This window comes from Cupriavidus sp. 01L45 (genome assembly GCF_056399885.1).
The window spans coordinates 54,190-79,452 of record NZ_JBFTSG010000006.1; the positions used below are offsets into that span (position 1 = coordinate 54,190).

20 protein-coding genes are annotated in these 25,263 nt (G+C 65.6%); 11 read left to right on the forward strand and 9 right to left on the reverse strand.

Translation table 11 applies throughout. From position 1 onward, the window contains the following. Positions 1 to 186: 186 nt before the first annotated feature. Positions 187 to 1,560 carry a glutamate decarboxylase gene (gene gad, locus AC1DT6_RS05710; protein ID WP_441634516.1) on the reverse strand — a complete coding sequence of 458 codons (1,374 nt, stop codon included), beginning with the start codon at positions 1,558 to 1,560 and terminating at the stop codon, positions 187 to 189. Positions 1,561 to 1,803: 243 nt separating this feature from the next. Here gad and aspT point away from each other — a divergent pair, with 243 nt between their 5' ends. Continuing rightward, positions 1,804 to 3,492: an aspartate-alanine antiporter gene (gene aspT / locus AC1DT6_RS05715; protein WP_477114548.1), complete on the forward strand. Its 1,689-nt coding sequence runs from the start codon at positions 1,804 to 1,806 to the stop codon at positions 3,490 to 3,492. 686 nt (positions 3,493 to 4,178) lie between these two features. On the opposite strand, the gene AC1DT6_RS05720 is transcribed toward aspT, so the two are convergent. Both AC1DT6_RS05720 and AC1DT6_RS05725 read right to left on the reverse strand, forming a co-directional pair. Further along, a complete protein-coding gene (locus AC1DT6_RS05720; protein ID WP_441634526.1) occupies positions 4,179 to 5,051 on the reverse strand; it encodes an amino acid ABC transporter substrate-binding protein in 873 nt (290 codons plus the stop codon). 92 nt (positions 5,052 to 5,143) lie between these two features. Further along, positions 5,144 to 6,457 carry a dicarboxylate/amino acid:cation symporter gene (locus AC1DT6_RS05725; protein WP_477114549.1) on the reverse strand — a complete coding sequence of 438 codons (1,314 nt, stop codon included), beginning with the start codon at positions 6,455 to 6,457 and terminating at the stop codon, positions 5,144 to 5,146. Positions 6,458 to 6,990: 533 nt separating this feature from the next. Between AC1DT6_RS05725 and AC1DT6_RS05730 the strand changes: the two genes are divergently transcribed. From AC1DT6_RS05730 to arfB, 5 genes are all read left to right on the forward strand, one after another. Next, positions 6,991 to 7,380 carry a hypothetical protein gene (locus AC1DT6_RS05730; protein WP_441634510.1) on the forward strand — a complete coding sequence of 130 codons (390 nt, stop codon included), beginning with the start codon at positions 6,991 to 6,993 and terminating at the stop codon, positions 7,378 to 7,380. A 9-nt stretch (positions 7,381 to 7,389) separates the two neighbouring features. Continuing rightward, positions 7,390 to 7,614 (forward strand): hypothetical protein, encoded by a 225-nt coding sequence (locus AC1DT6_RS05735; RefSeq protein WP_045242279.1) that lies wholly within the window; start codon positions 7,390 to 7,392, stop codon positions 7,612 to 7,614. Positions 7,615 to 7,723: 109 nt separating this feature from the next. Further along, on the forward strand, positions 7,724 to 9,145 hold the full coding sequence (locus AC1DT6_RS05740) for a DUF2252 domain-containing protein (protein ID WP_441634508.1): 1,422 nt from the start codon (positions 7,724 to 7,726) through the stop codon (positions 9,143 to 9,145). Positions 9,146 to 9,201: 56 nt separating this feature from the next. Further along, complete coding sequence (locus AC1DT6_RS05745; RefSeq protein WP_477114550.1) at positions 9,202 to 10,419, forward strand: hypothetical protein; 1,218 nt, start codon at positions 9,202 to 9,204, stop codon at positions 10,417 to 10,419. Between the two features lie 188 nt (positions 10,420 to 10,607). Next, positions 10,608 to 11,012 (forward strand): alternative ribosome rescue aminoacyl-tRNA hydrolase ArfB, encoded by a 405-nt coding sequence (arfB, locus tag AC1DT6_RS05750; protein ID WP_441634504.1) that lies wholly within the window; start codon positions 10,608 to 10,610, stop codon positions 11,010 to 11,012. A 72-nt stretch (positions 11,013 to 11,084) separates the two neighbouring features. Here the strand turns inward: arfB and AC1DT6_RS05755 are convergent, their stop codons facing one another. Then, a complete protein-coding gene (locus AC1DT6_RS05755) occupies positions 11,085 to 12,011 on the reverse strand; it encodes an alpha/beta hydrolase fold domain-containing protein (RefSeq protein ID WP_477114551.1) in 927 nt (308 codons plus the stop codon). 48 nt (positions 12,012 to 12,059) lie between these two features. Next, positions 12,060 to 12,743 (reverse strand): TetR family transcriptional regulator, encoded by a 684-nt coding sequence (locus AC1DT6_RS05760; RefSeq protein ID WP_441634500.1) that lies wholly within the window; start codon positions 12,741 to 12,743, stop codon positions 12,060 to 12,062. 237 nt (positions 12,744 to 12,980) lie between these two features. On the opposite strand from AC1DT6_RS05760, the gene AC1DT6_RS05765 reads away from it, so the two are divergent. From AC1DT6_RS05765 to AC1DT6_RS05775, 3 genes are all read left to right on the forward strand, one after another. Further along, positions 12,981 to 16,262 (forward strand): bifunctional cytochrome P450/NADPH--P450 reductase, encoded by a 3,282-nt coding sequence (locus tag AC1DT6_RS05765; RefSeq protein ID WP_477102465.1) that lies wholly within the window; start codon positions 12,981 to 12,983, stop codon positions 16,260 to 16,262. A gap of 123 nt (positions 16,263 to 16,385) precedes the next feature. Beyond that, positions 16,386 to 17,603, forward strand: a complete 1,218-nt coding sequence (locus AC1DT6_RS05770) for an MFS transporter (RefSeq protein ID WP_441634496.1) — start codon at positions 16,386 to 16,388, stop codon at positions 17,601 to 17,603. A 62-nt stretch (positions 17,604 to 17,665) separates the two neighbouring features. Next, the gene (locus tag AC1DT6_RS05775) at positions 17,666 to 18,700 is read left to right on the forward strand and encodes a GlxA family transcriptional regulator (RefSeq protein WP_441634494.1); all 1,035 of its coding nucleotides are present in this window, start codon (positions 17,666 to 17,668) and stop codon (positions 18,698 to 18,700) included. Positions 18,701 to 18,753: 53 nt separating this feature from the next. Here the strand turns inward: AC1DT6_RS05775 and htpX are convergent, their stop codons facing one another. The 4 genes from htpX to AC1DT6_RS05795 all read right to left on the reverse strand — a co-directional run bounded on the left by htpX (position 18,754) and on the right by AC1DT6_RS05795 (position 23,573). Further along, complete coding sequence (htpX, locus tag AC1DT6_RS05780) at positions 18,754 to 19,632, reverse strand: protease HtpX (protein WP_045242287.1); 879 nt, start codon at positions 19,630 to 19,632, stop codon at positions 18,754 to 18,756. Between the two features lie 150 nt (positions 19,633 to 19,782). Then, positions 19,783 to 20,238, reverse strand: coding sequence for a hypothetical protein (locus AC1DT6_RS05785; RefSeq protein WP_477102466.1), 456 nt, complete (start codon positions 20,236 to 20,238; stop codon positions 19,783 to 19,785). A 71-nt stretch (positions 20,239 to 20,309) separates the two neighbouring features. Next, positions 20,310 to 22,034, reverse strand: a complete 1,725-nt coding sequence (locus tag AC1DT6_RS05790) for an NAD(P)-binding protein (protein WP_441634489.1) — start codon at positions 22,032 to 22,034, stop codon at positions 20,310 to 20,312. Between the two features lie 27 nt (positions 22,035 to 22,061). Further along, on the reverse strand, positions 22,062 to 23,573 hold the full coding sequence (locus AC1DT6_RS05795) for a polyamine aminopropyltransferase (protein WP_441634487.1): 1,512 nt from the start codon (positions 23,571 to 23,573) through the stop codon (positions 22,062 to 22,064). Positions 23,574 to 23,792: 219 nt separating this feature from the next. Here AC1DT6_RS05795 and AC1DT6_RS05800 point away from each other — a divergent pair, with 219 nt between their 5' ends. Both AC1DT6_RS05800 and AC1DT6_RS05805 read left to right on the forward strand, forming a co-directional pair. Further along, the gene (locus AC1DT6_RS05800) at positions 23,793 to 24,179 is read left to right on the forward strand and encodes a DUF350 domain-containing protein (RefSeq protein ID WP_441634485.1); all 387 of its coding nucleotides are present in this window, start codon (positions 23,793 to 23,795) and stop codon (positions 24,177 to 24,179) included. A 45-nt stretch (positions 24,180 to 24,224) separates the two neighbouring features. Beyond that, positions 24,225 to 25,256, forward strand: coding sequence for an SPFH domain-containing protein (locus AC1DT6_RS05805; RefSeq protein WP_276290777.1), 1,032 nt, complete (start codon positions 24,225 to 24,227; stop codon positions 25,254 to 25,256). Positions 25,257 to 25,263 lie beyond the last annotated feature (7 nt).

The following is a 25,263-nucleotide window of genomic DNA, read 5'->3' on the forward strand; positions in this document are numbered from 1 at the left end:
GCAACGCAAGAGTTCTGGCATGCGATGGTGTTATCCACCGGCCTGAAGCCGCGTCTGGGGATACGGGCGGGATCCAACGGGGACCACCCACCAGTAATCGGCCGGAGCCTCCGGCCTACTCTATGAGACGGGGCGATACCCGGGCATGCCAAATCAAATACGCTTGCCCGGACATTGCGCTGACAACTAGCATTTGACCTGAGTGGTCTTCTCTTTCGCATGGAGTTCGGGAGGAGTCGCGTTACCACCGTGCGTCTCAAGGTATTGACAGGCTTTGACAATATCGTTTGCCAGCAACATCGCCACCGTCTGATTGATATGTGGCCGGATGACAACCCGAAGACTGGTCACGGTCTCGGCATTCGGTGGCATGGAATACGCGGAGAGAACCCAGCCATGCTCGCGGACCTTGTTTGAGACATCGAATTCGTTGAAATTCTTGATCTTCTTGTTCAGCGTCACTGCGACCACGGGGATACGTTGCGTCTCGTTCATGATGTCGAAGTACCCACTATCGACCAGCACCTTCCGCAGCGCGATCGCATTGTCCAGCGTGTGCGTCATGATTCTCTTGTAGCCGTCGAAGCCAAGATGCAGGAACAGGTAGTACTGCACCGCAACCTGAAAGGCGTTGCGGCTGAAATTGAGCGTGGCTGTTGGCATTTCGCCGCCAAGGTAATTCACGTAGAACACCAGATCCTCGTTGAAAATCTTGCGCTCCCGGAAAATCACCCAACCCAGACCGGGAGGCGTCAGGCCGTATTTATGTCCGGACGCATTGATGGATAACACGCGTGGCAGGCTGAAGTCCCACTTGTAGTCGGGATAAAGGAAGGGGTTCACAAAGCCGCCGGAAGCGCCGTCAATATGCATCGGGACGGAAGTTCCGGTGCGCTTCTCATAGTCATCCAGCCAGTCGTGAATCGCCTGGATGTCGTCATCTTCCCCGGTAAAGGTTTGTCCGGCGATGGCGACGACGGCAATGGTGTTCTCGTCTACATAGCTGTCGAGATCCTCGGCGGTCAGCCGATAGTTTCCCGGCTTGAGCGGCACGATACGCGGTTCCACATCGAAGTAGCGCAGGAATTTCTTCCAGACGATCTGAACGTTGCCACCCGTCACCATATTAGGGCGCGAAACATCTTTGCCCTCCGCCTGACGCCTTTGCCGCCAGTTCCACTTGTGTGCCAGGCCAGCCAGCATGCAGGCTTCCGATGAGCCCACTGTTGCAGTGCCATATGGCTCCACGCCCTTGGGCCCGTTCCAGAGTTGGTGCAGCCAGCGCACCATCCGCTGCTCCATCTCGAAGACCTGCGGATACATATCGTGATCGATATAGTTCTTGAAGATGTTTCGAGCGGCAACCTCCCTGGCTTCTGGCTCGGCCCAGGTCGTCACGAAGGACGACATGTTCAGCATCGGGTTCGCATCGGTCCATTCCTCGCTGACCACGAGCGCCGCAGCGGCGCGTGCGGAAATTCCCAACTTAGGAAAGTGATCCTCCGGGATCTTGATATTGAACTCGTCGTAAGCAGTAACCTTATCCGGATTGGCGGCCATTATTCACCTCTCGCAGTGATTAACCCATCGGCCGATTTGTCCGGTGGGAGATTGTTTTCGCCCGAGAACACGCATGTATGACTGTCTCTCACGCGCACAGGCGACGGATCAACTCCACAATAGATGAGGTCGCGCTCCGCTCCTTGTCATGGATCAATGTTCAAGTGCCGGTATGGGCTAGCTTAACCAAGACGAGCGCGATGCCTGAAAACGCGTGTTTGGCAGCAAACGGGAGCCGTAGCCATGTCCTGGTTCGTGTCAACGCTAAAAGCCTATCCTGAGATCGCCATTTTCCTTGCGTTGGGGGTCGGTTACTGGGTGGGCGGGAAGAGCTTCAGGGGCTTCAGCCTGGGAGCGGTAACCTCAACGTTGCTCGTAGCCATTGTCATCGGGACCCTGGGCGTCAAGATCTCGGTCAATGTGAAAGCTGTGTTCTTCCTGATGTTCCTGTTCGCCGTGGGCTATAGCGTCGGACCGCAGTTCGTGCGAGGCATCGCCAAGGACGGGATACCGCAGGTTATCTTCGCAGTGATCTCTTGCGTGCTGTCACTGACGGCGGTGGTCGGAGCGGCAATCCTGGCGGGATACGACCTGGGTTCGGCGGCGGGGCTTTTCGCCGGGTCGCAAACGATTTCCGCATCGATGGGGCTTGCCACTGACGCGATCAACCGGCTCGGGCTGCCGCCGGATGAGGCCAGGAAACTGCTGGAAGGCATGCCGATTGCCTACGCTGTGACTTACATCTTCGGCACCGTGGGTTCGGCGATCATCCTGGCCCAGATCGGCCCGAAGCTGCTGGGCATTGATCTGGTAGCCGCTTGCAGGGATTACGAGCGACAACTTGGTGCGGGAGAGTCGGGAGAAGTTGGCACGGAATGGCATGAGTTCGAATTGCGTGCCTATTCATTGGCGCCGGACAGTCCTTTTATCGGCAGGGCGGTCGGGGACATCGAGGCCAGCACCCCGGAAGGACATCGCGCCTTTATCGAACGCATTCGCAGGGATGGCAAGATCATCGAGGCGCACCTGAACACGAGCCTCGCGCCCGGCGATATTGTCGCCATCGGCGGTAAGCGCAATCAGTTGATCGAACGCTTGGGTCCTAGCAGCAGGGAAGTCGACGATGCGGAACTGCTCAATGTGCAGACAGAKGGCGTCGACATCTACATCACGAACAAGGAGGTCGATGACCATTCACTGAAGGAGTTGGCAACTTGGCCGTGGGCACGTGGCGTGTTTCTCAAGAATATCAAGCGGGGTCCGACTGAAACCGTGATACCGGTGCTGCCGAAAACGAAACTCTATCGCGGCGACGTGATCACGCTGGTGGGCCGTATCCAGGATATCAACGCCACCGCAACGCATCTGGGCTACGTCGACCGGCCAACCAACGTGACGGATGTGGCTTTGATGTCACTGGCGATCATGGCCGGTGCGCTGATCGGTGCAAGCGTGTTGAAGGTCGGCGGTATTCCGCTAACCATCTCCACCGCAGGCGGTACGCTGATTGCGGGCATCATTTTCGGATGGTTCCGGGCGATACACCCGACGTTCGGCCGCATCCCCGAGCCGACGATCTGGTTCATGAGTTCGGTCGGCCTCAACGTCTTCATCGCTGTGGTGGGCATCTCCGCGGGCCCGGGTTTCATCGCCGGCTTGCAGAAGCTTGGCATCAGCCTTCTCCTGTGGGGCATCCTTGCGACCTCGATCCCGCTGGCCGTTAGCATGCTCCTCGCCAAGTTCGTGTTCCGCTTCCACCCGGCGATCCTGCTCGGCGCCTGCGCAGGCGCGCGTGCCACCACGGCAGCGCTGGGCATGATCTGCGATGGCGCCAAGAGCCAGGTCCCTGGGTTGGGGTACACGGTGCCCTATGCCGTCGGCAATACACTGCTGACGATCTCGGGCATGGTGGTCATCATGATCCTGTCGTGAGGCAGATGGCACTGATGCCGTTGAAAGCTAATCATGCCTCAGTCAAACGGAGTTGCACTGGGATATCCGCCAACAGGCGTCCTTGGTCCTGGAGACGGTTGCCTCGCGCGCCCTTCGTCCGTGGCCGAGGCAATTGAACGAATCGCCAAGGGCCACAATATGCCGAAGGAAGTTATTCAACGGGAATTCCGGGATTGCCTGGGGCGCACTTTTGATCGATGCAAAAGTTCCGAACTATATTCTGCTGCTGGCGGAGAAGAGAGTCACAGAAGCACTTCGACAAAGACGGGGCCATGCGTCACGACCCGTCCATTTCATAGCATCATCGGGCTGTTCCGGGTCCGCACGTCATATTGGCACGGGGGGCGCTGCCCATCGTCTCACGGTCCGTAGTTCTACGTGGTGATGAAGTTGCTGGCAGGGGTCAGATTGCGGTCCGGCAACCGGCGAATATGGACAGCTACGCACCGTTAACCCCGCGCAGCGGGCCTACGTTGTCGGTTCAGCATGCATAGGAATGATTGTGGTAGTCGCACGCTGAACCTCATCGATCATCGTCTCCAGTTCTGTGCTAGCGCGCCAAACGAACCGCCAAGGCCCTGTGCGATCGGCTGTTTCCGCGCGCCTCGCTTGGGCACGAGTGCAATCGATCGATCCGGCCGGGAATCCTGGCCCTCACCGCATTGCTATTCCGTCGGCTCTGGCGCCGCCTTGATGATCTCCTCCAGTTGTTCGCTCATTGGAATGCCCAGCCGCTCACCGGTCGGCAACCGGTTCAGGAACCACTGCTTGTACAGGCGGTCGAGTTCGCCAGACGTGCTCAGCTTGCGCACGGCCTTGTCGACGACGGCGGCGAATTCCGGGTCGCCCTTGCGCAGCATGATGCCGTAGGGGTCGTAGGAGAGAAACTCGCGGGTAACGTCRTACTGGCTGCGCGTGCCGTACTTGGCCAGGAAGCCATACAGCAGAATATCGTCGCCCGCATAGGCGTCGGCGCCGCGATGCCGCAGGACCTCGAAAGCGTCGGCATGGTCGCGAGCGCGGATGATCTTCAGGCCGAGATTGAAGCGCGTGGACAATTGCTCGATGGCGTCCACGTTGGTCGTGCCAGCCGTAGCAACCACCGTCTTGCCCTTCAGGTCGCGGAACGACTTGATCGGCGAACCGTGCGGCACCATCAGTTTGGTCCCCGCCAGGAAGATCACGGGCGAGAACGCGACGCGCTGCTGCCGCTCGGCGTTGCGTGTCGTGGAGCCGCACTCGAGATCGATCTTGCCGGAAACAATCGCATCGAAGCGGCTCTCGGACGTCACCGGCACCCACTTGATCGTCAGGTCGCGGCCGACCTCTTCCCCCGCGGCCTCGACGATCGACGCGCAGATGTCGATTGAATACCCGATCGGCCTGCCGATCTGGTTCAGGTAGGAAAACGGCAATGAGGATTCCCGGTAGCCGATGATGAGAGCACCCGTTTCCCTTGCCTTCTTCAAAGTTCCGGACAGCGCGAAAGGCTCCTGCGCCCCGATGGAGGCGGCGGCTGCCGCCAGGCACATGGCCATCGAGATCCGCAGCACCATATGGACGGGCCGGGCTCGCCGGCGTGCTTGTTGGGAGTGCATGCGTCGGTCCTGGGTGTCGCGCGCCGCGCCGCCTATGCTTGCGCGGCGTCTGGCTTGTGCAAGGGCACCGCCCCGTCGGCGGTATCGCTTTCGCCTCCCTCGTCCAGCGTGGGTCCGCTCGACAACTGACCTTCCCATTTGGCCACCACGGCTGCCGCAATCGAATTTCCCACCGCGTTGGTGGCCGAGCGGCCCATGTCCAGGAATTGGTCCACCCCCATGATCAGCAGCAGGCCGGCCTCTGGCAGACTGAACTGGTTCAGCGTGGCCGCGATGACCACCAGCGATGCGCGCGGCACGCCGGCCATGCCTTTCGAGGTCAGCATCAGCAGCAAAAGCATGGTGATCTGGGTGCCCAAGGGCAGGTGGATGTCATAGGCCTGCGAGATGAACAGTACGGCGAACGTGCAGTACATCATCGAACCGTCCAGGTTGAAGGAGTAGCCCATTGGCAGCACAAAACTCGAGATCTTGCGGTCGACACCGAATTTGTCGAGGGCTTCCAGCAGCTTGGGATAGGCGGCTTCCGAGCTTGCGGTCGAGAATGCCAGCAGGAACGGCTCGCGAATCAGGCGGACCAGCACCAGGGCCCGCTTGCCCAGGAACGCGATCCCCGCCAGGACGAGCAGTGACCACAGCACCAGCAATGACAAGTAGAAGCCGCCCATGAACTTGGCAAACGTCACGAGGATCGCCAGGCCTTGCGTGGTGATCGTCGACGCGATGGCGGCAAACACGGCCGCCGGCGCCAGCCACATCACCGCACTCGTGATCTTCAGCATCACCTGGACCAGATCCTCGATGACGCCGGCCATGCGCTTGCCCTTTTCGCCAAGCGTCGACAGCGCGGTCCCGAAGAAGATCGAGAAGACCAGGATCTGCAGGATTTCGTTGTTTGCCATGGCCTCCGCCGCCGAGCGGGGAACCAGGTGGATGACGAAGTCCTTCAGTGTGAAGGCATTGGTTTTGAGGCTGGTGGCGGTGCCAACCTCGGGCAACGGCAGTCCGAGGTTGTGGCCCGGTTGCAGCATCGTTGCCATGATCAGGCCGAGGGTCAGCGAGACGAGCGATGCGGTGATGAACCAACCCATCGCCTTGACGCCGACGCGCCCCACAGTGCTGGCATCCCCCATATGGGCGATGCCCATCACCAGCGTGGAGAAGACCAGCGGGGCGATGATCATCTTGATTAGTCGCAGGAAGACATCGGTGATGATCGAGAAATAGCCGGCAACGTCCTTCGCGGCCTTGGGATCCGGGAAGGCAATATTGCAGGCGTAGCCGACCACGCCGCCAAGTACCATCGCGATGASGATGTAGGTGGTGATATGGAGATGTTTTCCCATGGCCGGCCCCTGGCGGTTGCAGAGCGATCTTGTGCATGGCAGGCGCTGGCCGCTCGCCCCGCATTTCGACCTGGCTGACTCGGCACTGACCACGTGCTTGATGCAACTCTTCAGCGGCGGGAAATGGTCCGAAATTCGGTTCCAGCTACTCGAAATGCGGTGGTCTGCACGTAAGTAACGATAGGCGCTCGCACCGATGATGTGCAAGCCAGAGATCATGTGCCAGATCACAAAACTGGCGCGGCAGATGTCCTGAGGCGCCTGCATGCCGTCCGGCGGGCGGCCGGCGCTGCCATCCCGTTGACCTGGATCAACCCGCCCCCCCGTCTGTCTCCTAATCTTTCACAGAGATATCGAAATCCGGTGGATTCCCGATCAAGGCAGTCTGAAATGCCTTCGCGGGATTGCGGAGTGCCATTGGCCTTGTCGGCGTACAGCCAGGGCCGCGCGAAGCGATGGCTTGTGCGTGTTTAGCGGGTATTGAATGCCACCACCACGGTACCTTTGATTTGCGGATTCCTGAGGAGAACAGGATGATCATGCATCTGAATTTCCGCACTGTGATGGCAGCGGTGTGCACGACGCTGGTGATCGCATCGGGCCCTGCCCGTGGCGACGAAATCCCGCTGATCACCGGCAAGCATTGGATCGAGTCATCGGAGCAGGCGAAGAAGGCTTACCTCATTGGCATCGCCAATGTCATCCAGGTTGATATCGCGTATCGCGCTCAGGTGGGCAATTCACCACCAGACACGCAAAGCGTCATTCCTCGCCTGGCGAAGGGGCTGCAGGGCCAGACACTCGAAACGGTGCGGGAAGGACTGGATCGGTGGTACGCCACGCATTCCGATCGGCTTCAGCGGCCGGTTATCGAAACGATCTGGTTCGAAATGGTCGTTCCCGGACTTCAGCGCAACAAGTAGGTGAAACGCATGAAATCACTCGGACTGATCGGTGCAACGCTTGCCCTAGTCGGCATTGTCGGGTGCACGAACATGACGCCGCAACAACAAGGGACGATGTCGGGCGCGGGCGTGGGCGCGTTGGCCGGCGCAGGCATCGCCGCCATCGCGGGCGGGAGCGCCTGGACCGGTGCCGCGGTAGGCGCTGTCGCTGGCGGTGTCGCGGGCAACATCAAGGGAGGCAAGCAGCAGTAAGGCGCGTCCGCCGCTTCGCTGCAAGACCGGGCATGGAGACTTGCCTCATCCTCCGGCCCTGGCTTGAGCACGGAGCGGCTGGCGCAAACCTGAAAATGGGGAGTGCCACATGTCCAAGAATAGGAAGGGAAAGAGCGAGAGTGCCGCACCTCAAACCGGGACGCGTTACTTGTCGGCCGATGATCGCGCCACCGAAGGGCGGGCACTGCGCGACACGGTGCCGCGCGCATCGCATGCTGGATGGACGGCGCCCAAGGATCGCCGCGACCCGATTGAACTCCTGATCGAATCCAATGAGGGCCGCATCCTGAGCCTGACCCCGATCCGCTTCGGGCGCATGGCGGCTTCGCCATTCGCGTTCTATCGCGGCGCGGCCGTACTGATGGCAGCCGACCTTGCCAGCACCCCGACGAGCGGGATCCGGGTGCAGGCGTGCGGCGATGCGCACCTGATGAACTTCGGCGGCTTCGCGACGCCCGAGCGCAACGTGATTTTCGACGTCAACGATCTCGACGAGACACTGCCGGCCCCTTTCGAGTGGGACCTGAAGCGGCTTGCAGCCAGCGTGGTCGTGGCGGCGCAACATCTGGAGCTGCCCCGCAGCGACGCGGGACGCGTGGCCACGGATCTCGTGCGCGAATACCGCGAGCGGATGGACAATTTCGCCGGGATGCGGGCGCTCGACGTCTGGTACAACAGGATCGACCTGCAAAAGTATGAAGACCGGACGGGCAATCCGGCTGTCGTGGCGGCGACTCGCAAGCGCTTGGAGGAGCGGCTCGAATCGGAGCGGCGCAAGACGGTGCCTGACCATCTGTATCCGAAGCTCGTCTCGGAGGAAGGGGTCAAGCCCAGGATCAAGGATGAACCCCCCCTGATTTTCCATCCGACGGAAGAACAGGCTCCCGGTCTCGGGGCAGGGTACACGGAAGCCATTGCCTCGTATCGGGAGAGCTTGCCCGAGCATGTCCGGACATTGTTCGACCGCTTCCACTACGTCGACCTGGCCCTCAAGGTCGTCGGCGTGGGAAGCGTTGGCACGATGTGCGCAGTGGGACTGTTCATGGCGGCGGACAATGACCCGCTGTTCCTGCAAGTGAAGGAGGCGAAGGCCTCCGTGCTCGAGCCCTATGCGGGCAAGAGCCTGCACGCCAATCATGGCCAGCGCGTCATCGTGGGACAGCGCCTCATGCAGTCGGCCAGCGATGTGTTCCTTGGATGGACCCGAGGCGTGAACGGCCGCGAATTCTATGTCCGCCAGCTTCGCGACATGAAGTTGTCCGCGGTTATCGAGGACTGGGATACAGGGTTGTTGCGGCAATACGCGCGGATGTGCGCGCATGCCCTGGCTCGCGCGCATGCCCGCTCCGGCGATGCCGCGGTGATCGCCGGATACATGGGTTCCGGGCAATCCTTCGACGACGCTGTGGGCGAATTTGCGACCGAGTATGCCTCCCAGAACCGAAGCGACTATCGGGCGTTCCTCAGTGCAATCAGAGAGGGCCGGATCACGGTGATGGTCGAAGACTAGGCAGGAACGCTGCCGGGGATTTCCGGGGAACTGCTCTCGGCGTGGAGAGGCCAACAATGAACGCTCGCGTCTCGGAGCCCGGCGCCGCCCGGGATTCGCCCCTGACTACGCAAGACTTCTCGCTCGTCCTGGGCGGGCCACTCTTCCAGCTTCTGCGTAAGGCACACCTGGCCGATGACGCGTTGCAGCTGGTGCACCAGCGCATCATCGTCATGTCCTTGTTCGCCTGGCTACCGCTCCTGGTGCTGTCAGCGGCTGAGGGACAGCTGCTGGGCGGCCGAGTGACCTTGCCTTTTCTGCTGGACATCGAAGCGCATGCGCGCTTCCTGCTGGTGATGCCGCTGTTGATCGCTTCAGAGCTGGTGGTGCACCTTCGCATGCGGCCGGTGGCGAGGCTGTTCATAGAGCGCAAGCTGATTCCCGAAAACGCCTCGATGCGATTCGAGGCGGCTATCGCGTCGGCGTTCCGGCTGCGGAATTCCGTGCTCACCGAGTTGCTCCTGATCGGCATCGTGTATGGCGTCGGCATCCTCGTCATCTGGCGGCACTACACGGCGCTCGACGCCGCCACATGGTACGTGACATCGTCCGCCGAAGGCTCGAGACTCTCGCTTGCCGGCATGTGGTATGGCTACGTGAGCCTGCCTGTCTTCCAGTTCCTGTTGTGTCGCKGGTACTTCAGGCTCCTTGTCTGGATCCGTTTTCTCTGGCAGGTGTCACGCATCAAGTTGATCCTGATTCCCATGCATCCGGACCGCGTCGGCGGCCTGGGATTTCTCGCCCAGGCGGTCCATGCCTTCGCGCTGCTTGCCATGGCGCACGGCGTGCTGCTGGCTGGGCAACTCGCCAACCGCATCTTCTATCTCGGGGCCACGCTGCCTGAGTACAAGGTACAGATCGCGGTCATGGTCATTTTCCTGCTGTGCCTTGTACTTGGCCCGTTGCTGGTGTTTTCGCCTCAGCTGGCGGAGGCGAAGCGCACGGGCCTGCGTGAATACGGCACGCTGGCGGAGCGCTACGTACGCGAGTTCGATGCCAAGTGGCTACGCGGAGGAGCCGCTCCCGATGAATCGCTTGTGGGTAGCGGCGATATCCAGTCCCTCGCGGATCTGGGCAACAGCTTCGACGTTGTGCGGACGATGCGCATTGCCCCGATTACGCGAGAATCCGTCATGCAGGTCGCCGTGGCCACCCTTTTGCCGGTCCTGCCGCTGGCGCTGACCATGATGCCGTTGGAAGCGCTGCTCAAGATGATGTTCGGCCTGTTGTTCTAGGCGACCGTTCCCCGTCCGGCATTGCCACCCTCCTGGGAGCGGTAGCGTGCGATGGTCTGTTATTCCCGCTCAACCGCGCCTGGAAAAACCGGCCGGCATCGGCTGCGTGCTCAAGGCGATGACAAGCCTGCTGCTGGTACATCCGGCGAGCCAACGCACGGGGCCGGGTCCTTGATATCATCCGTCGCATGCTGCCCGATATCCTCATCCCCCACACCGAATACGAAATCACCGCGATCCGCGCGCAAGGCGCCGGCGGGCAGAACATCAACAAGGTCTCCAACGCGGTTCACCTGCGTTTCGATGTTCGCGCATCGTCTCTGGAAGAGGGGCACAAGGCGCGGCTGCTGCAGCTTCACGATCACCGCATCACGCGCGACGGCGTGGTGGTGATCAAGGCGCAACAGCACCGCAGCCTGGAGATGAACCGCGAGGAAGCCGTGCAGCGTTTGCACGACCTGGTGCGCAGCGTGGCCACGCCGCCGCGCGCGCGCCGTCCCACGCGGCCAACCTACGGGTCCAAGATGCGGCGCCTGGAAGGCAAGAGCCAGCGCAGCCAGGTCAAGGCACAGCGCGGCAAAGTCGTGGACTGAGCGCCAACGCCACGTCACATCGCGCATTCGCCGCGCGTACCCGTCCCCGCGCCCGCGTATCCCGCCGCCCCCTTATTGGTGGCGCTTCGTGACGCGGTTCGCGAACGCGGCCGCGTCCGCCAGTGCGCGCCGCGCTTCCGGCAGGAAGGGATGGTAGAGCTGCCAGACATGCGGCACGCCGTGCCAGACGTGCAGCTCGGCCGCGCCGCCGGCCGCCCTGGCGCGTTCCACCAGCCGGCGCGAATCGTCGAGCAGCACTTCCTTGTCGCTGGCCTGCACATAGAGCGGCGGCAGCGCCGCCAGCGCGGCCGGGTCGGCGTAGAGGGGCGAGACCAGCGGGTCGGTGGCGGCGGTGTCGCCCAGGTACAGGCGCGCAGCGCGGGCGATCGACTCACCGTGGAACATGACGTCGTGGCGCTCGTTGCTGCGCAAGGTTTCGCCGGTAGCCGCCAGGTCCGTCCACGGCGAGAAGAGCAGCGCCCCCGCGGGCAGCGCCGTGCCGCGCGCCTGTAGCGCGAGCAACGTCGCCAGCGCCAGCCCGCCGCCGGCGGAATCGCCGGCAATCACGATGTTGCGTGGCGCAATACCGAGTGCGAGCAGCGCCGAGTAGGCATCGACGGCATCGTCCAGCGCGGCGGGGAAGGGATGCTCGGGCGCCAGCCGGTAGTCCAGCGAGAACACCGGCATGCCGGTCCCGCGCGCCAGTGCCAGCGTCAGCGGACGGTGCGTCTGCGGCGTGCAGAAGTAGTAGYCGCCGCCGTGCAGGTAGAACAGCGTGGGGACATCGGCGTGCGCGGCGGCGCCATCGCGGCGCGTCCATTCGCCCGGCAACGCGGCCGCCTCGGAGCGTTCGATGCGCCAGCCCGCCGGCACGCGCGCGTTCTGCCCGAACTGCGCCATCGCGCGGCGGGTGCCGGCCACGTCGATCTGCGCCGGCGGCGCGCCGCGCTTCAGGCGCTTTCTCAATCCGTAAGACAGCAACAGGTTCTGCAGGCTCATCGGGCTCCTCGCTCGGTGGTCAGGACTCGGTGTGGAGGCTTGCGGCGTTCAGTGCGGCCGGCGCTCCGGCGGCTTGCGTTTGCGCGCCGGGGCGGGTGCCGGTTGTGCCTGGCTTTGCTCGCGCTCTTGCGCCCGCTGCTGTTCGGCGGCGCCGCGCAGCAGCCAGCCGATCAACTGCCTGGATTGCTGGATGCGCTGGCGCCGGCCCTTGGCGCTGTCTTCGAGATAATCCGTCGACAAGTGGAACAGGTAGGACACCACGTAGCCGCACAGGTCGTCGATGACCGGGCGGGACAGCCCGGGGCACAACGCCAGCCGCTCGATGTCTTCCGCCATTTCGGCGGCGATGTCCGCCAGCAACTGGCGCACCGCGTCGCGCAGCGCGGGTTGGGGGCCGGTGCTGCCGCACACACCGACAAAGAAGGCGTCGGGGTGGGCGTCGGCGTAGGCGAAGAATGCGTCGCAGGCACGCGTGGCGACTTCGCCGGGATTGTCGCGCGCCACGGCCCAGCGCACCGCGCGCAGCATGGGCCGCAACTCGTTGCTGACCTCGGCCACCGCGGTCAGCGCCAGGTCTTCCATATCGCGGAAGTGGCGATAGAACGTGTTGGGGTTGAGCCCCGCCTCGCGCGCCAGTTCGCGCAGGCCCAGGCCGGCGAAGCTGCGCCTGGCCGCGGCCAGGCGCAGCGCCGCGTCGATCAGTTTGCGTTTGCCGCCGGCAACGTCTTCCATGGTCACAGCCAAAAAGTTAATGCCGGGATACCCCGGCGTGGTCATGCTTCGGTTTGGAATTGACACTCGGTCTACATTCGTCTACTTTGCTGCAAAAGTAGACGAATGTCTACGCCGACTTGCGGGGGCAGCGATGCACCCCGCAAGAAAATAACGAACAAGAGACACAAGGCGGCCGCGTGCCCCTTGGCCCAATCCTGGCGATCCGCTCGCCGACTACCACCAGGTGAACCGACCATGCAGCGCGACTCCGCTCCCGCCGTGCCCGCCGCAACCCTGTCCGCCGCGCCGGCCGTGTCCGCCCTCGCGCCGATTCCGTGCGACGCCGGCTGGCCGCTGGTCGGCAACCTGCTGCAAGTCACGCCCGGCAAGGTCGCGCAGCATCTGCTGGCACGCAGCCGCCATTTCGGTGGCATCTTCGAACTTGATTTCGCCGGGCGCCGCGTGGCGTTCGTCAGCGATGCCGCGCTGGCGGGCGAGCTGTCGGACGGGCAGCGCTTTCGCAAGATCGTCGGGCCGCCGCTGTCCTACCTGCGCGACCTGGCAGGCGACGGCCTGTTCACCGCGCACGGGGAGGAAGAGAACTGGGGACGCGCCCACCGCATCCTGATGCCGGCGTTCAGCCAGCGCGCGATGAAAGGCTACTTCGACGTGATGCTGCGCGTGGCCAACCGCCTGGTCGACAAATGGGACCGCCAGGGCGCCGACACCGACATCGCGATCGCCGACGACATGACCCGGCTCACGCTGGACACCATCGCGCTGTCGGGTTTCGGCTATGACTTCGATTCATTCTCGCGCGAGCAGCTCCACCCCTTTATCGATGCGATGGTCGGCGCGCTGGAAGAGGCCATGGGCAAGCTGACCCGCTTCGCGCTGCAGGACAAGTTCATGCACGCGGCGCACCGCAAGTTCGCCGAGGACATCCGCTACATGCGCGAGCTGGTGGACGAGGTGGTGAGGCAACGCCGCGCCGCGGCCGGGAAGGATGCCGGCCAGCCGCCGGCGCACGACCTGCTCAACCTGATGCTGGACGCGCGCGATCCCGACACCGACCAGCGCCTGGACGATGTGAATATCCGCAATCAGGTCATCACCTTCCTGATCGCAGGGCACGAGACCACCAGCGGCTTGCTGACCTTCGCGCTGTACGAACTGCTGCGTAATCCCGGCGTGCTGGCGCAGGCCTATGCCGAAGTGGATGCCGTGCTGCCGGGAGATGCACCGCCGGTCTATGCCGACCTTGCCAGGCTCCAGGTGATCGACCGCGTGCTCAAGGAAACACTGCGCCTGTGGCCCACCGCGCCCGCTTTTGCGGTGGCGCCGTTCGAGGACACCGTGATCGGGGGGCGCTACCTGATCCACAAGAACCGCCGCGTTTCGGTGGTGCTCACCGCGCTGCACCGCGACCCCAAGGTGTGGGCCGATCCCGAACGCTTCGACATCGACCGCTTCCTGCCGGAGCACGAAGCCAGGCTCCATCCGCACGCCTACAAGCCGTTCGGCAATGGCGAGCGCGCCTGCATCGGGCGCCAGTTCGCGCTCACCGAGGCCAAGCTGGCGCTGGCGCTGATGCTGCGCAACTTCCAGTTCAGCGATCCGCACGACTACCAGTTCCGCATCAAGGAAACGCTGACCCTGAAGCCGGATGCGTTCACGTTGAGGGCGCGCAGGCGCCGACCGCATGAGCGCATCGCCGCCGCCGCGGCGGCCGGCGCGGCCAGCGTCCAGTCGCAACGCCCGGCGGTGCGGGGCAATGGCCAGGCCCTTGCCGTACTGTGCGGGTCGAGCCTGGGCACCGCGCGCGAACTGGCCGAGCAGATCCACGCCGGTGCGCTGGCGGCCGGCTTCCATGCCACGCTGCGCGACCTGGATGACGCGATTGGCGCGCTGCCCGCCGAAGGCCTGGCGGTGATCGTGGCGGCCACCTACAATGGCCGCGCGCCCGATTCGGCGCGGCGCTTCGAGGCCATGCTCGACGGCGCGGCTGTGGATAACTATCGCGCCGGAGACCTGCGCTTTGCCGTGCTCGGCTGCGGCAATTCGCAGTGGGCCACCTATCAGGCATTCCCCAAACGCCTGCACGACTTCTTCGGCGCTGCCGGCGCCACGCCATTGCTCGCGCGCGGTGAAGCCGACGGCAACGGCGATTTCGACCAGGCGGCGGAGTCGTGGCTCGCCGGGCTGTGGCAATCGCTGCAGGCGCTGCGTGTGGAGCAGGGCGCGGCGCCCGATGCGGCGGGCGCGAGCCACATCGAAGTGCGCCTGCGCGATATCGCCACGATCCGCGCCGGCACGCTGCCGCCGTCGACGCAGGCCTTCACGGTGCTGGCCAACACCGAACTGGTGAACGATCCTGCCGGCCTGTGGGACTTTGCGCAGGAAGCGCCGCGCACTTCCACGCGCGATATCCGGCTGCGCCTGCCCGAAGGCGCGAGCTATGCCACCGGCGATCATCTCGCGGTCTATCCGCAGAACCATCCGGCCACCGTACGCGACCTGTGCGAGCGGCTCGATCTCGATCCGGAGGCCATGGTGACGCTGTCCGCCGCGCATGCATCCGCCGCGCGCGGCCTGCCGCTGGAGGAGGCGCTGCCCTTGCGCGCGCTGCTGACACATTTCATCGAACTGCAGGACGTGGTGTCGCGCCAGACGCTGCGCACGCTGGTGCAATACACGCGCTGCCCGTTCACGCGCGCGGCGCTGGAACGGCTCGGGTCGGACCATGCGGAAGACGGCTACGCCGCGCGCGTCGCCGCGCAGCGGCTGGGGCTGGTGGACGTGCTGGTGAGCCATCCCGCGATCGCGCTGACGCTGCCGGGCTTGCTGGCCTGCACGGTGCCGATGCGCCCGCGCTTCTACTCTATCGCCTCGTCGCCGGCGGTATCGCCCGACGTGGCGACGATCACCGTCGGCATGGTGTTGTCGGCGGCATTGTCGGGCCGCGGCCTGTTCCGCGGCGTGGCATCCACCTGGCTGCAGGGACTCGCGCCGGGCGCCGTGGTGGCGGCGGCGATCCGTACGCCCAATCCGGCCTTCGCGCCCGATCCCGATCCGGCGCGGCCGATGATCCTGGTCGGGCCAGGCACCGGCATCGCGCCGTTCCGCGGATTCCTGGAAGAGCGCGCGGCGCAAATGGCAGCTGGCCAGGCGGTGGCAGCCAGCCGTCTCTACTACGGCTGCCGCCATCCGGAGCACGACTGGCTCTACCGCGACGATGTGGCGCGCTGGCAGGCCGGGGGCGTGGTGCAGGCGCATGCCGCCTATTCCACCGCCGGCGCGCCGGACCAGCGCTATGTGCAGCATCTGCTATGGCGCGATCGCGAAACCGTGTGGGCGATGCTGCAGGACGGCGCCACGATCTACGTGTGCGGCGATGGCCGGCTGATGGCGCCGGCGGTGCGCCGCACGCTGATCGAGATCGCCGCGCAGCAGGGCGGCATGAGCAAGGCCGCGGCGTCCGACCGGCTTGCGGCGATGGTGGCGCAGGGGCAGTACCGGCAGGACGTGTTCAACTAGCCGGCCAGGTGCCGTCTCGCCTTCGCGCTGGTTGGCAGAAATCTGCGGATCATTGTCAGCCGCCACGGCGCCATATTCCTTACGCTCGGTGTCATCCCCACCGCCCTTACACCGGAGCGCCCGATGGCACGTCCCGCGATGTCCCAGGCCCGGGTCCTGGCAATCTGCCAGGCCCTGTTTACCTCGGCCCTGTCCGTCGATCTGACGCTGACCGGGCTGGTCGGCTACACGCTCGCGCCTGACAAGGCGCTTGCCACGCTGCCGTTTGCGCTGATCACCGTCGCATCGGCCCTCACCGCCATCGCCGCCGCCTTCCTGATCGAGCGGCTGGGCCGCCGCGCGGCATTCAGCCTCGGCGGGCTGGCGTGCTGCGCCGGCGGGCTGGTGTCCGTGTGGGCGATCGCGCACCATGACTTCGCCGCCTTCTGCGTGGGTACCGCGCTGGTCGGCGTGTTCCAGGCCTTCGCGCGCTTCTACCGGCTGGCCGCCGCCGATGCCGCCGCGCCTGCCGACAAGCCGCGCGCGATCTCCACGGTGCTGACCGGCGGCGTGGTGGCGGCCGTGTGCGGCCCCGCCATCGCGGCGTGGAGCAGCAACCTGATGGTGGCGCAGCCCTTCGCGGGCTCCTACGCGGTGGTGTCGGTGTTCGGTCTCGCCACGGTTCTGCTGCTGGTTTTCGGCTACCGGGAGCCGCCCGCCCAAGCCGCCGCCGCGGTAGCCGCCGGGCACGGCGACACGGCACTCCCCGCGCGCCCGCTGGCCGAGATCGCGCGCCAGCCGGTCTTCCTCGCGGCCTTCGCCAACAACGGCATCGGCAATGCGGTGATGATGTTCGTGATGACCGCCACGCCGATCGCCGCGGTGGCGTGCAGCCACACCATCAAGCAGGGCGCGCAGATCATCGAGTGGCACCTCGTCGGGATGTACGCGCCATCCTTCTTCTCCGGCTGGCTGCTGCAGCGCTTTGGCCGCGGGCCGATGCTGATGTGCGGCATCGCGCTCGCTGCGATGGGTTCGCTGGTGGCCCTGGCGTCGACAGCACTGCCGGCCTTCTACGTCGCATTGCTGTGCCTGGGCGTTGGCTGGAATTTCATGTTTGTCGGCGGCACCACCTTGCTGGCGGAGAGCTACCGGCCCGCGGAGCGCGCGCGTACCCAGGCGCTGGCCGAATTCTCGGCCGCCGCGCTGACCGCGCTGGCCACGCTTGCCGCCGGCCAGGTGCTATACCGCCATGGCTGGCAGGCGGTCAACCTGGCGGTGCTGCCCGCGTTGGGGGTGGCGCTGCTGGTCACGCTGGGCTGGCAACGGCAAGCGCCACGCGCGGCGGCGCTGGCGGGGTGACGGCCGGCGCCAGTATGATCGGCGGCTGGCACGCATACACACTCTCGTCGAGACCATCATCCATGCCATCCAGCCCTCCCTTGCCATCCGACCCGCCGCGCATCGTGGTGCTGGTCGCGCCGGACCCCGCGCAGGAGCTTGACGTCACCGGCCCCAGCGCCGTGTTCGGCCATGCCAACCGGCTCGACGGACGGCGCTCGCCCGCCTACGAGATCCGCATCGCCAGCGTGCGCGACGACGGCCTGGTGTGCACCGAGAGCGGCATCCGGCTGCTGGCGGATGCGCCGTATCACCGCATCGGCGAGATGCTGTCAGGCCCAATCGATACCTTGCTGATCGCCGGCGGCTCGGGCCATGCGGCGGCGGCCGAGGACGAGCGGCTGATCGGCTGGATCCGCGAGCAGGCGCCGCGCGTGCGCCGCCTGGGCGCGGTCTGCACCGGCGCTTTCGTGCTGGCGCGCACCGGCCTGCTCGACAGCCATCGCGCCACCACCCACTGGCGCCACGCCGCGCGCCTGGCGCAGCGCCATCCGCTGGTGCAGGTGGACCCGGACCCGATCTGGATTCGCGCCGGCCAGTTGTACACATCGGCCGGCGTCACCGCGGGCATGGACCTGGCGCTGGCGCTGGTGGAGGACGATCTAGGCCACGCCGCATCGCTGGCTGTCGCGCGCGAGCTGGTGCTGTTCCTGCGCCGGCCCGGCAGCCAGGCGCAGTTCTCCACCTTGCTGCAGGCGCAGAGCGCGCAGAGTCCGGAATTACGTGAATTGCAGGGCTGGATGGCGGAGCACCTGGCGCGCGACCTGTCGGTGCCCGTGCTGGCGGAGCGCGTGGCGATGAGCCCGCGCAACTTCGCGCGCGTGTTCGCGCGGCAGGTCGGCGAGACACCGGCGCGCTACGTCGAGCGGCTGCGGGTGGAGGCGGTGCGGCGCATGCTGGAAGAGGACGGGCGGCGGCTGGAAGGCATCGCCCATGCCACCGGCTTTGCCAATGCCGACGTCATGCGGCAGGCGTTCCAGCGGCATGTGCAGACCACGCCGGAGCGGTACCGGGCGGCGTTCAGGACCAGGCCGGCGGAGCGGGGGGAGGTTGCGTAGCGGTGGCTTCCCCCCTCTCCCACCAAGTGGCAGAGGGGGCGGACGAAAGGCGCTTAGCCCTTGGCCTGCAACGCAGCAATCCGCTCCTCGATCGGCGGGTGGCTGGAGAACAGCGACAGCCATGACTTGCCGCCGGCGATCCCCATGGCCTGCATGTTCTGCGGCAGGCCGTCCGGCTCCAGTCCGCCCAGGCGGCGCAGCGCCGCCACCATCGGCGTCGGGCTGCCCATCAGCCTGGCCGCGCCGGCATCGGCACGGTATTCGCGGTGGCGCGAGAAGGTAGCCACGATGATGCTGGCCAGGATGCCGAACACGATCTCGCACACCACCACCGTGATCATGTAGCCGATGCCGGGGCCGCTCGATTCCTCATCGTTCTTGCGCAGCATCGAATCCACGAAGTAGCCCACCACGCGCGCCAGGAAGATCACGAAGGTGTTGACCACGCCCTGGATCAGCGTGAGCGTGACCATGTCGCCGTTGGCGATGTGGGCCACCTCATGCGCCAGCACGGCTTCCACTTCGTCATGCGACATGGTCTGCAGCAGGCCGGTGGAGACCGCCACCAGCGAGTTCTTCTTGGTGGCGCCGGTGGCGAAGGCGTTGGCCTCGCCTTCATAGATGGCGACTTCCGGCATCGGCAGGCCGGCGCGGTCGGCCAGTTTCTGCACGGTCTGCACCAGCCATAGTTCGGTGCTGTTGCCGGGGTGGGTGATGACCTGCGCGCCGGTGGACCACTTGGCGATGGTCTTGGACATCAGCAGCGAAATAAAGGAGCCACCGAAGCCCATCAGCGCGGCAAAGACCAGCAGCATGCCGAGGTTGAGCCCGTTGCTGGTCAGGAAGCGGTTCACGCCCAGCAGGCTGGCGGTGAAGCTGAGGACAAGCATGACGGCGAGGTTGGTCGCCAGGAATAGGAGGACGCGTTTCATGTTTTGATGTGAGGAAGTGATCGATACAGTGGGGAAACCAGGCGCGCGCATTGCGGTCATCGCGGGCACGCCGGGTGCTCACGGCCAACGGAAAAATCGCAAGGGCGAACAACGAGTGCGCGCAAGACCAGCTTGCGCGCGGGGAGAGCATCAGGCGCTGGGTGGGCGCTGCTGGAGAGGAAGGTCGGGGTCGGGCAATGCGCCGGCGCGGTGTGTGGGCGCGCCGCTACCGGCGAGCCCGGCGACAAAGCGCAGGGGCGAGGCCGGCAACAGGGATTCGGCCAGGTCGGCGCCGGGCTGCGAAGGATCGCCAAGATCAGCGGAGCCCGGGGCTTCGTCGGGATCCGCCGCGATGCTGGCAGCGGCCGCGTCGGCGCGATCCCGGTTATCTACAGCGGCGTATGCGGCATCTTGTGCCGCCTGCGCCGCCGCGCCGCACGAATCCGGCTGCGCCCAGCCATGCGACGCCGCGTTGCCGACCGCGCACACGCCCGCGCCTGCCCAGCTCTGGAAGGGCATGACGGCAAGCATCAGAAGCAGCAGCAGGAAGCGGATGGCGCGCACAAATAGATTGGTTTGGGATCGCTCGATATGGGGATTCGACACGAATCCGTGGCGAGAATTCTACAGGATGCGGCATTGCCACATGTAGTACCGCAAGCATCACATCCGGACACTTAGCCGAGGATTTTTTGCGCGGCGCGGGTTCCCCACCAGGCCGCTTCCTCGAACACTGAAACGCCGGACAGGTCGGCGTGGGCGAACAGGACGCGCCCATCGGCAGCGCGCAGCGCCGCTGCGCCTGCGTTGCCGAGAAAGCCGGTGCGCGGCGAGGCCATGGCATGCCCGCGCACGGTGATCTCCACCGCGTCGGCGTGGCGCCAGAAGGCGCGCCCGTAAGCCGTGCGCAGGTCGGTGGTGGCATAGTCCATCAGTTCGGCGGGGCTGGCCTCCGCCAGCCAGCGGCGGGTGTCGGCGAGCGGGCGCGGTGCCGCGCCCGGGTCGGCGGCAGCGTCGAGCGGGCAGTAGGCGGTGAACACCGTGGCCGCCGGCATCGCTTGCCGGATCAGCTGATGGGTGCTCACCACATAGCCCAGCCCGCGCCCGCCGTGCACCACGTTGTCCCAGGCCAGCGGTACGCCGGCTGCCTCCGGCGGGAAGCCGCGCAGGCGGAAGCTCGACACCATCCACGACGCGCTGGGCGGCAGGTGGCGCGCCGGGTCGAATCCGAATTCACGCAGCGGCGCCACACGGGCGGCCACATGCAGCGGCATGGCGCAGATCACGCGGCGCGCACGGATGCGGTAGAGGCGCGGCGGCCGGGCGCCCACGCCGTCCGGCCACCAGGCGCACAGTACCGAGACCTCCCGGCCTTGCTCCCGTACCTGCAAGGCCATGCCGGGGCGGCGCCAGGGCTGCGCGCTGGCCTGTTGCCCCGCGCCGCGGTGCGCATCGATCCGCGCCGAGAGCCGCGTCACCAGCGCATGCAGCCCGTCGGGCCAGGTCAGCACGGCGCCGTCGGCGGCATCGCTCGCATGGCCCGCGCGGCTGGCGAAGTAATACAGGCCGGCCCAGGCGGAGATCAGTTCGTGGCCCGCGCCGTAGTCGTCGCGGCAGCAGTAGTCCACATACGTATGCAGGGTGGGCGACGTATAGCCTTCGGCCAGCATCCATTGCCGCATGCTTTGCCGGTCCAGCGCGGTCCAGGCCGGATCCTGCGAGGCCAGCGCCAGCGGAATGGCGAAGGCCTTGCGTCCATCGCTGCCGCGCGCGGCCTTGAGCTGCTCGACGCGGGCCAGGAAGCGTGCGTGCTGCGCGGCCTCCTCGTCCGGCACGGCATCGCTGGGCAGCAGGCCGTCGTGCCATTTGCCGTCGAAGAGCAGGCGCTCGTCGGGCGCATGCACCAGCGCGCGCTCGTCGAACTCCGGCCGCGCGGCGAAGGGGTCGCGCCGGATCACGCCGGTATCCGCCAGCATCTCGCGGATATGCGTCGATTCGGGCGAGGGCAGCGGCAGGTAGTGCGCGCCGCGCGGGAAGGCCAGGTCGGCGCCGAAATTGCCGCCCGCCGCATTGCCGCCGAACTCCGGCCCGTCCACCAGCACGAAATCCTTCAGCCCGCCGCGCGCCAGCTGCCACGCCGCGCTGAGCCCGGCCACGCCGCCGCCGAGGATGGCAACGTCGGTCACGATCTCGTCCTGCGCGGGTACGGCCGACGGCCAGCTGGCGGCATCGCGCAGCGCATGGCCTTCGGCCATGCCGGGGCGCAACACGACGGGCGCGGGCTCGCGCAGGCCGACGCCCGCCAGGAAGCGGCTGGCATCGTCGCCCAGCCGGTCGCAGCCGGAGAGCAAGCCCAGGCCGGCCGTGCCGGCGCCGGCGATCAGGAAGCGGCGGCGGTCCATTCGGGCTCCCCGTGCAGGCAACGGCAATCAGCGAATGACATTGCGCCAGTCCTGCTCGAAATCATGCACCAGCGTCTGCTCGTTGAGCCGGTTCGCGCGCGCCTCGCGCGGCGCCATGTCGGCGGGGAAGCGGAACATCAGCGCGGTGCTGTCGGCGTCGAGGAACCTGAGCGGCACGCTGTAGCGCGTCGGCGGCGTGTAGTCGGCGCGCTTGGCCGCCAGGATGAAGCCCCACTCGCCGAAGGACGGCACGTAGGCGTGGTAAGGCCAGGTATGCAGGCCCGCTTCGCGCAGCGTGGCGTCGATATCCCAGAACGAGCGCGGCGCGAAGTAGGGCGACGTGGACTGCACCACCGCATAGCCCTTCTCGGCGAGATGGTGCGACATCAGCTTGTACATCGGCACCGAGTACAGCTTGCCGAGCCCGAAGTTGGACGGGTCGGGCAGGTCGACGATGATGGCGTCGAACATCTCGTTGTGCTGTTCCATCCATTGCGCGGCATCGGCATTGACCACCTGCACGCGCGCATCCTTGAGCGAGCCCTGGTTCAGCGCCACCAGCGGTTCGCTGCGCGAGAACAGCGTGGTCATGGCCGGGTCGAGGTCGACCAGCGTGACGTGCTCGATATTCCTGTGCTTGAGGATCTCGCGTACCGCCAGCCCGTCGCCGCCGCCGATCACCAGCACGCGGCGCGCCCAGGGCAGCGCTTGCAGCACCGGATGCACCAAAGCCTCGTGGTAGCGATGCTCGTCGCGCGAGGAGAATTGCAGGTTGCCGTTGATATAGAGGCGCAGGTCATCCTTCCAGCGCGTGATCACCAGGCGCTGGTACGGCGTGCTTTCGCTGTGGATGATCTCGTCGCCGAACATGCCGCGCTCCGCCCAGTGCGTGAGCCGCCCGGAAGCCAGGAAGCCGCCGGCCAGCAGCACCAGCACCAGCGAGGCACGCAGCATGCGCGACATGACCGGCTTGAGTTCGTCGCGGAAGATGTGGATGGTGGCCAGCGCCACGCCGGCATTGAGCATGCCGAACAGGAAGCCGGTGCGCGACAGGCCCAGGCGCGGCGCCAGCACCAGCGGGAACACCAGCGAGACCGCCAGCGCCCCGAGGTAGTCGAAGGTAAGCACGCGGCTGACCAGTTCGCTGAAAGCGGTGCGGCGTGTGTTGAGCACGCGCATGACCAGCGGGATCTCCATGCCCACCAGCACGCCGAGCACGAACACCATGGCGTAGAGCGCGGTGCGAAAGGGTGCCGACAGCCACGCGAACACCACGAACAGCAGCGCGGCGGAGATGCCGCCGAGCAGTCCGATCAGGATCTCGATATCGATGAAGCGCGCCAGCACGTCTTCGTCCTTCACATAGCGCGACAGCCAGGAGCCTACGCCCATGGCGAACAGGTAGCAGCCGATGATGGAAGAGAACTGGAGGATGGAATCGCCCAGCAGGTAGCTGGACAGGGCGCCGGCGATCAGCTCGTAGCCGAGCCCGCAGGACGCCACGATCAACACCGAAAGAACAAGGGTACGGTCGCGCATCAGGTAATCAGTCGGGTCGGCGGTCGGGATCGGATGGGCAGGGGAGGGAGGGGAGCAGGCGAGCCGCGATACAGGATCGGCCTGGCACGCTGTAAATTGTTGTCATTGCTGGAAATGGACAACGATATACTTGAGCGCCGGCGCGGCAGCGTAGCCGGCAAGATACTGCCAAAAGTTGAACCGGAACACAGTCGTGGAACCCGCCGGAGAATAACAACGATGCAAGCCATCTACGCCTACGTGCTGCACTTGCTGGCTGGCCTTGCCCTGCTGGCAGTGTTCGTCGGAGTCTACACCAGGATCACGCCCTTTCGCGAGTTCGCGCTGATCCGCCAGGGCAACCTCGCGGCGGCGCTGTCGCTGTCGGGAGCGATGATCGGTTTTTGCTTTACGCTGTCGTCCAGCATCCAGCACAACGACACCTTCCTGATGTTCCTGGTGTGGTCGGTGGGCGCGATGCTGGTCCAGGCGCTGGCCTACGCCGGGCTGACGCGCGCGCTGCCCGACATGGACACCGCGATCGAGTCGAACAATATCGGCATGGGCGGGCTGATGGGCGCCATCTCGGTGACGGTCGGGGCGATCAACGCCGCGTGCCTGTCCTGACTGGCCGGATTTGCTGGGAATTTGCTGAGAACTTTGGGGATCGCCATGAGCATCGGATCGTTCATCAAGAAGCAGTTTATCGACATCCTCCAATGGACCGAGGACAGCGACGGCGTACTCGCCTGGCGCTACCCGATGGAGGATATGGAAATCCAGTACGGCGGCAGCCTGACCGTGCGCGAGTCGCAGATGGCGGTGTTCGTCAACGAAGGCAAGATCGCCGACGTGTTCGGGCCCGGCATGCACAAGCTCACCACGCAGACGCTGCCGGTGCTGACCTACCTGAAGAACTGGGACAAGCTGTTCGAGTCGCCCTTCAAGTCGGACGTCTACTTCTTCAGCACCCGCCTGCAGATCGGCCGCAAGTGGGGCACCGCCCAGCCCATCACCATCCGCGACGCCGATTTCGGCATGGTGCGGCTGCGTGCCTTCGGCCTGTACTCGTACAAGATCGCCGATGCTGCCAGGTTCTACACGGAGATCAGCGGCACGCGCGCGGAGTACACCCGCGACGAGGTGGAAGAGCAGCTGCGCAACCTGCTGATCGCCACCATGACGTCCACGCTGGGCGGCGCCTCGGTGCCGTTCCTCGACATGGCCGCCAACCAGGCGCTGATGTCGCAGACCATCCGCGACAAGCTGGCGCCGGAGTTCGAGCGCTATGGCGTGGCGCTGGATAATTTCGCGGTGACCAATGTGTCGCTGCCGGAGGAACTGCAGAAGGCCATCGACACCCGCATCTCGATGGGCATGATGGGCGATATGGCGAAGTACACGCAGTACCAGGTCGCCACCTCGATCCCGCTGGCCGCGCAGAACGAAGGCGGCGTGGCCGGGCTGGGCGCCAGCCTGGCGGCCGGCGCGGTGATGGGCCAGGCAATGGCGGGCGGGCTTGGCGCCGCCGCTGGCGTACAGCCCGCCGCGCCCGCTGCGGCGGCTGCGGTTCCGGCTGCGGCACCCGCGGACGATCCCGCCGCGCGGCTGCAGAAGCTCAAGGACCTGCTCGACAAGAGCCTGATCTCCCAGGCCGACTTCGATACCGCCAAGGCCGAGATCCTGAAGAAGCTGGTCGGCTGAGCGTAGC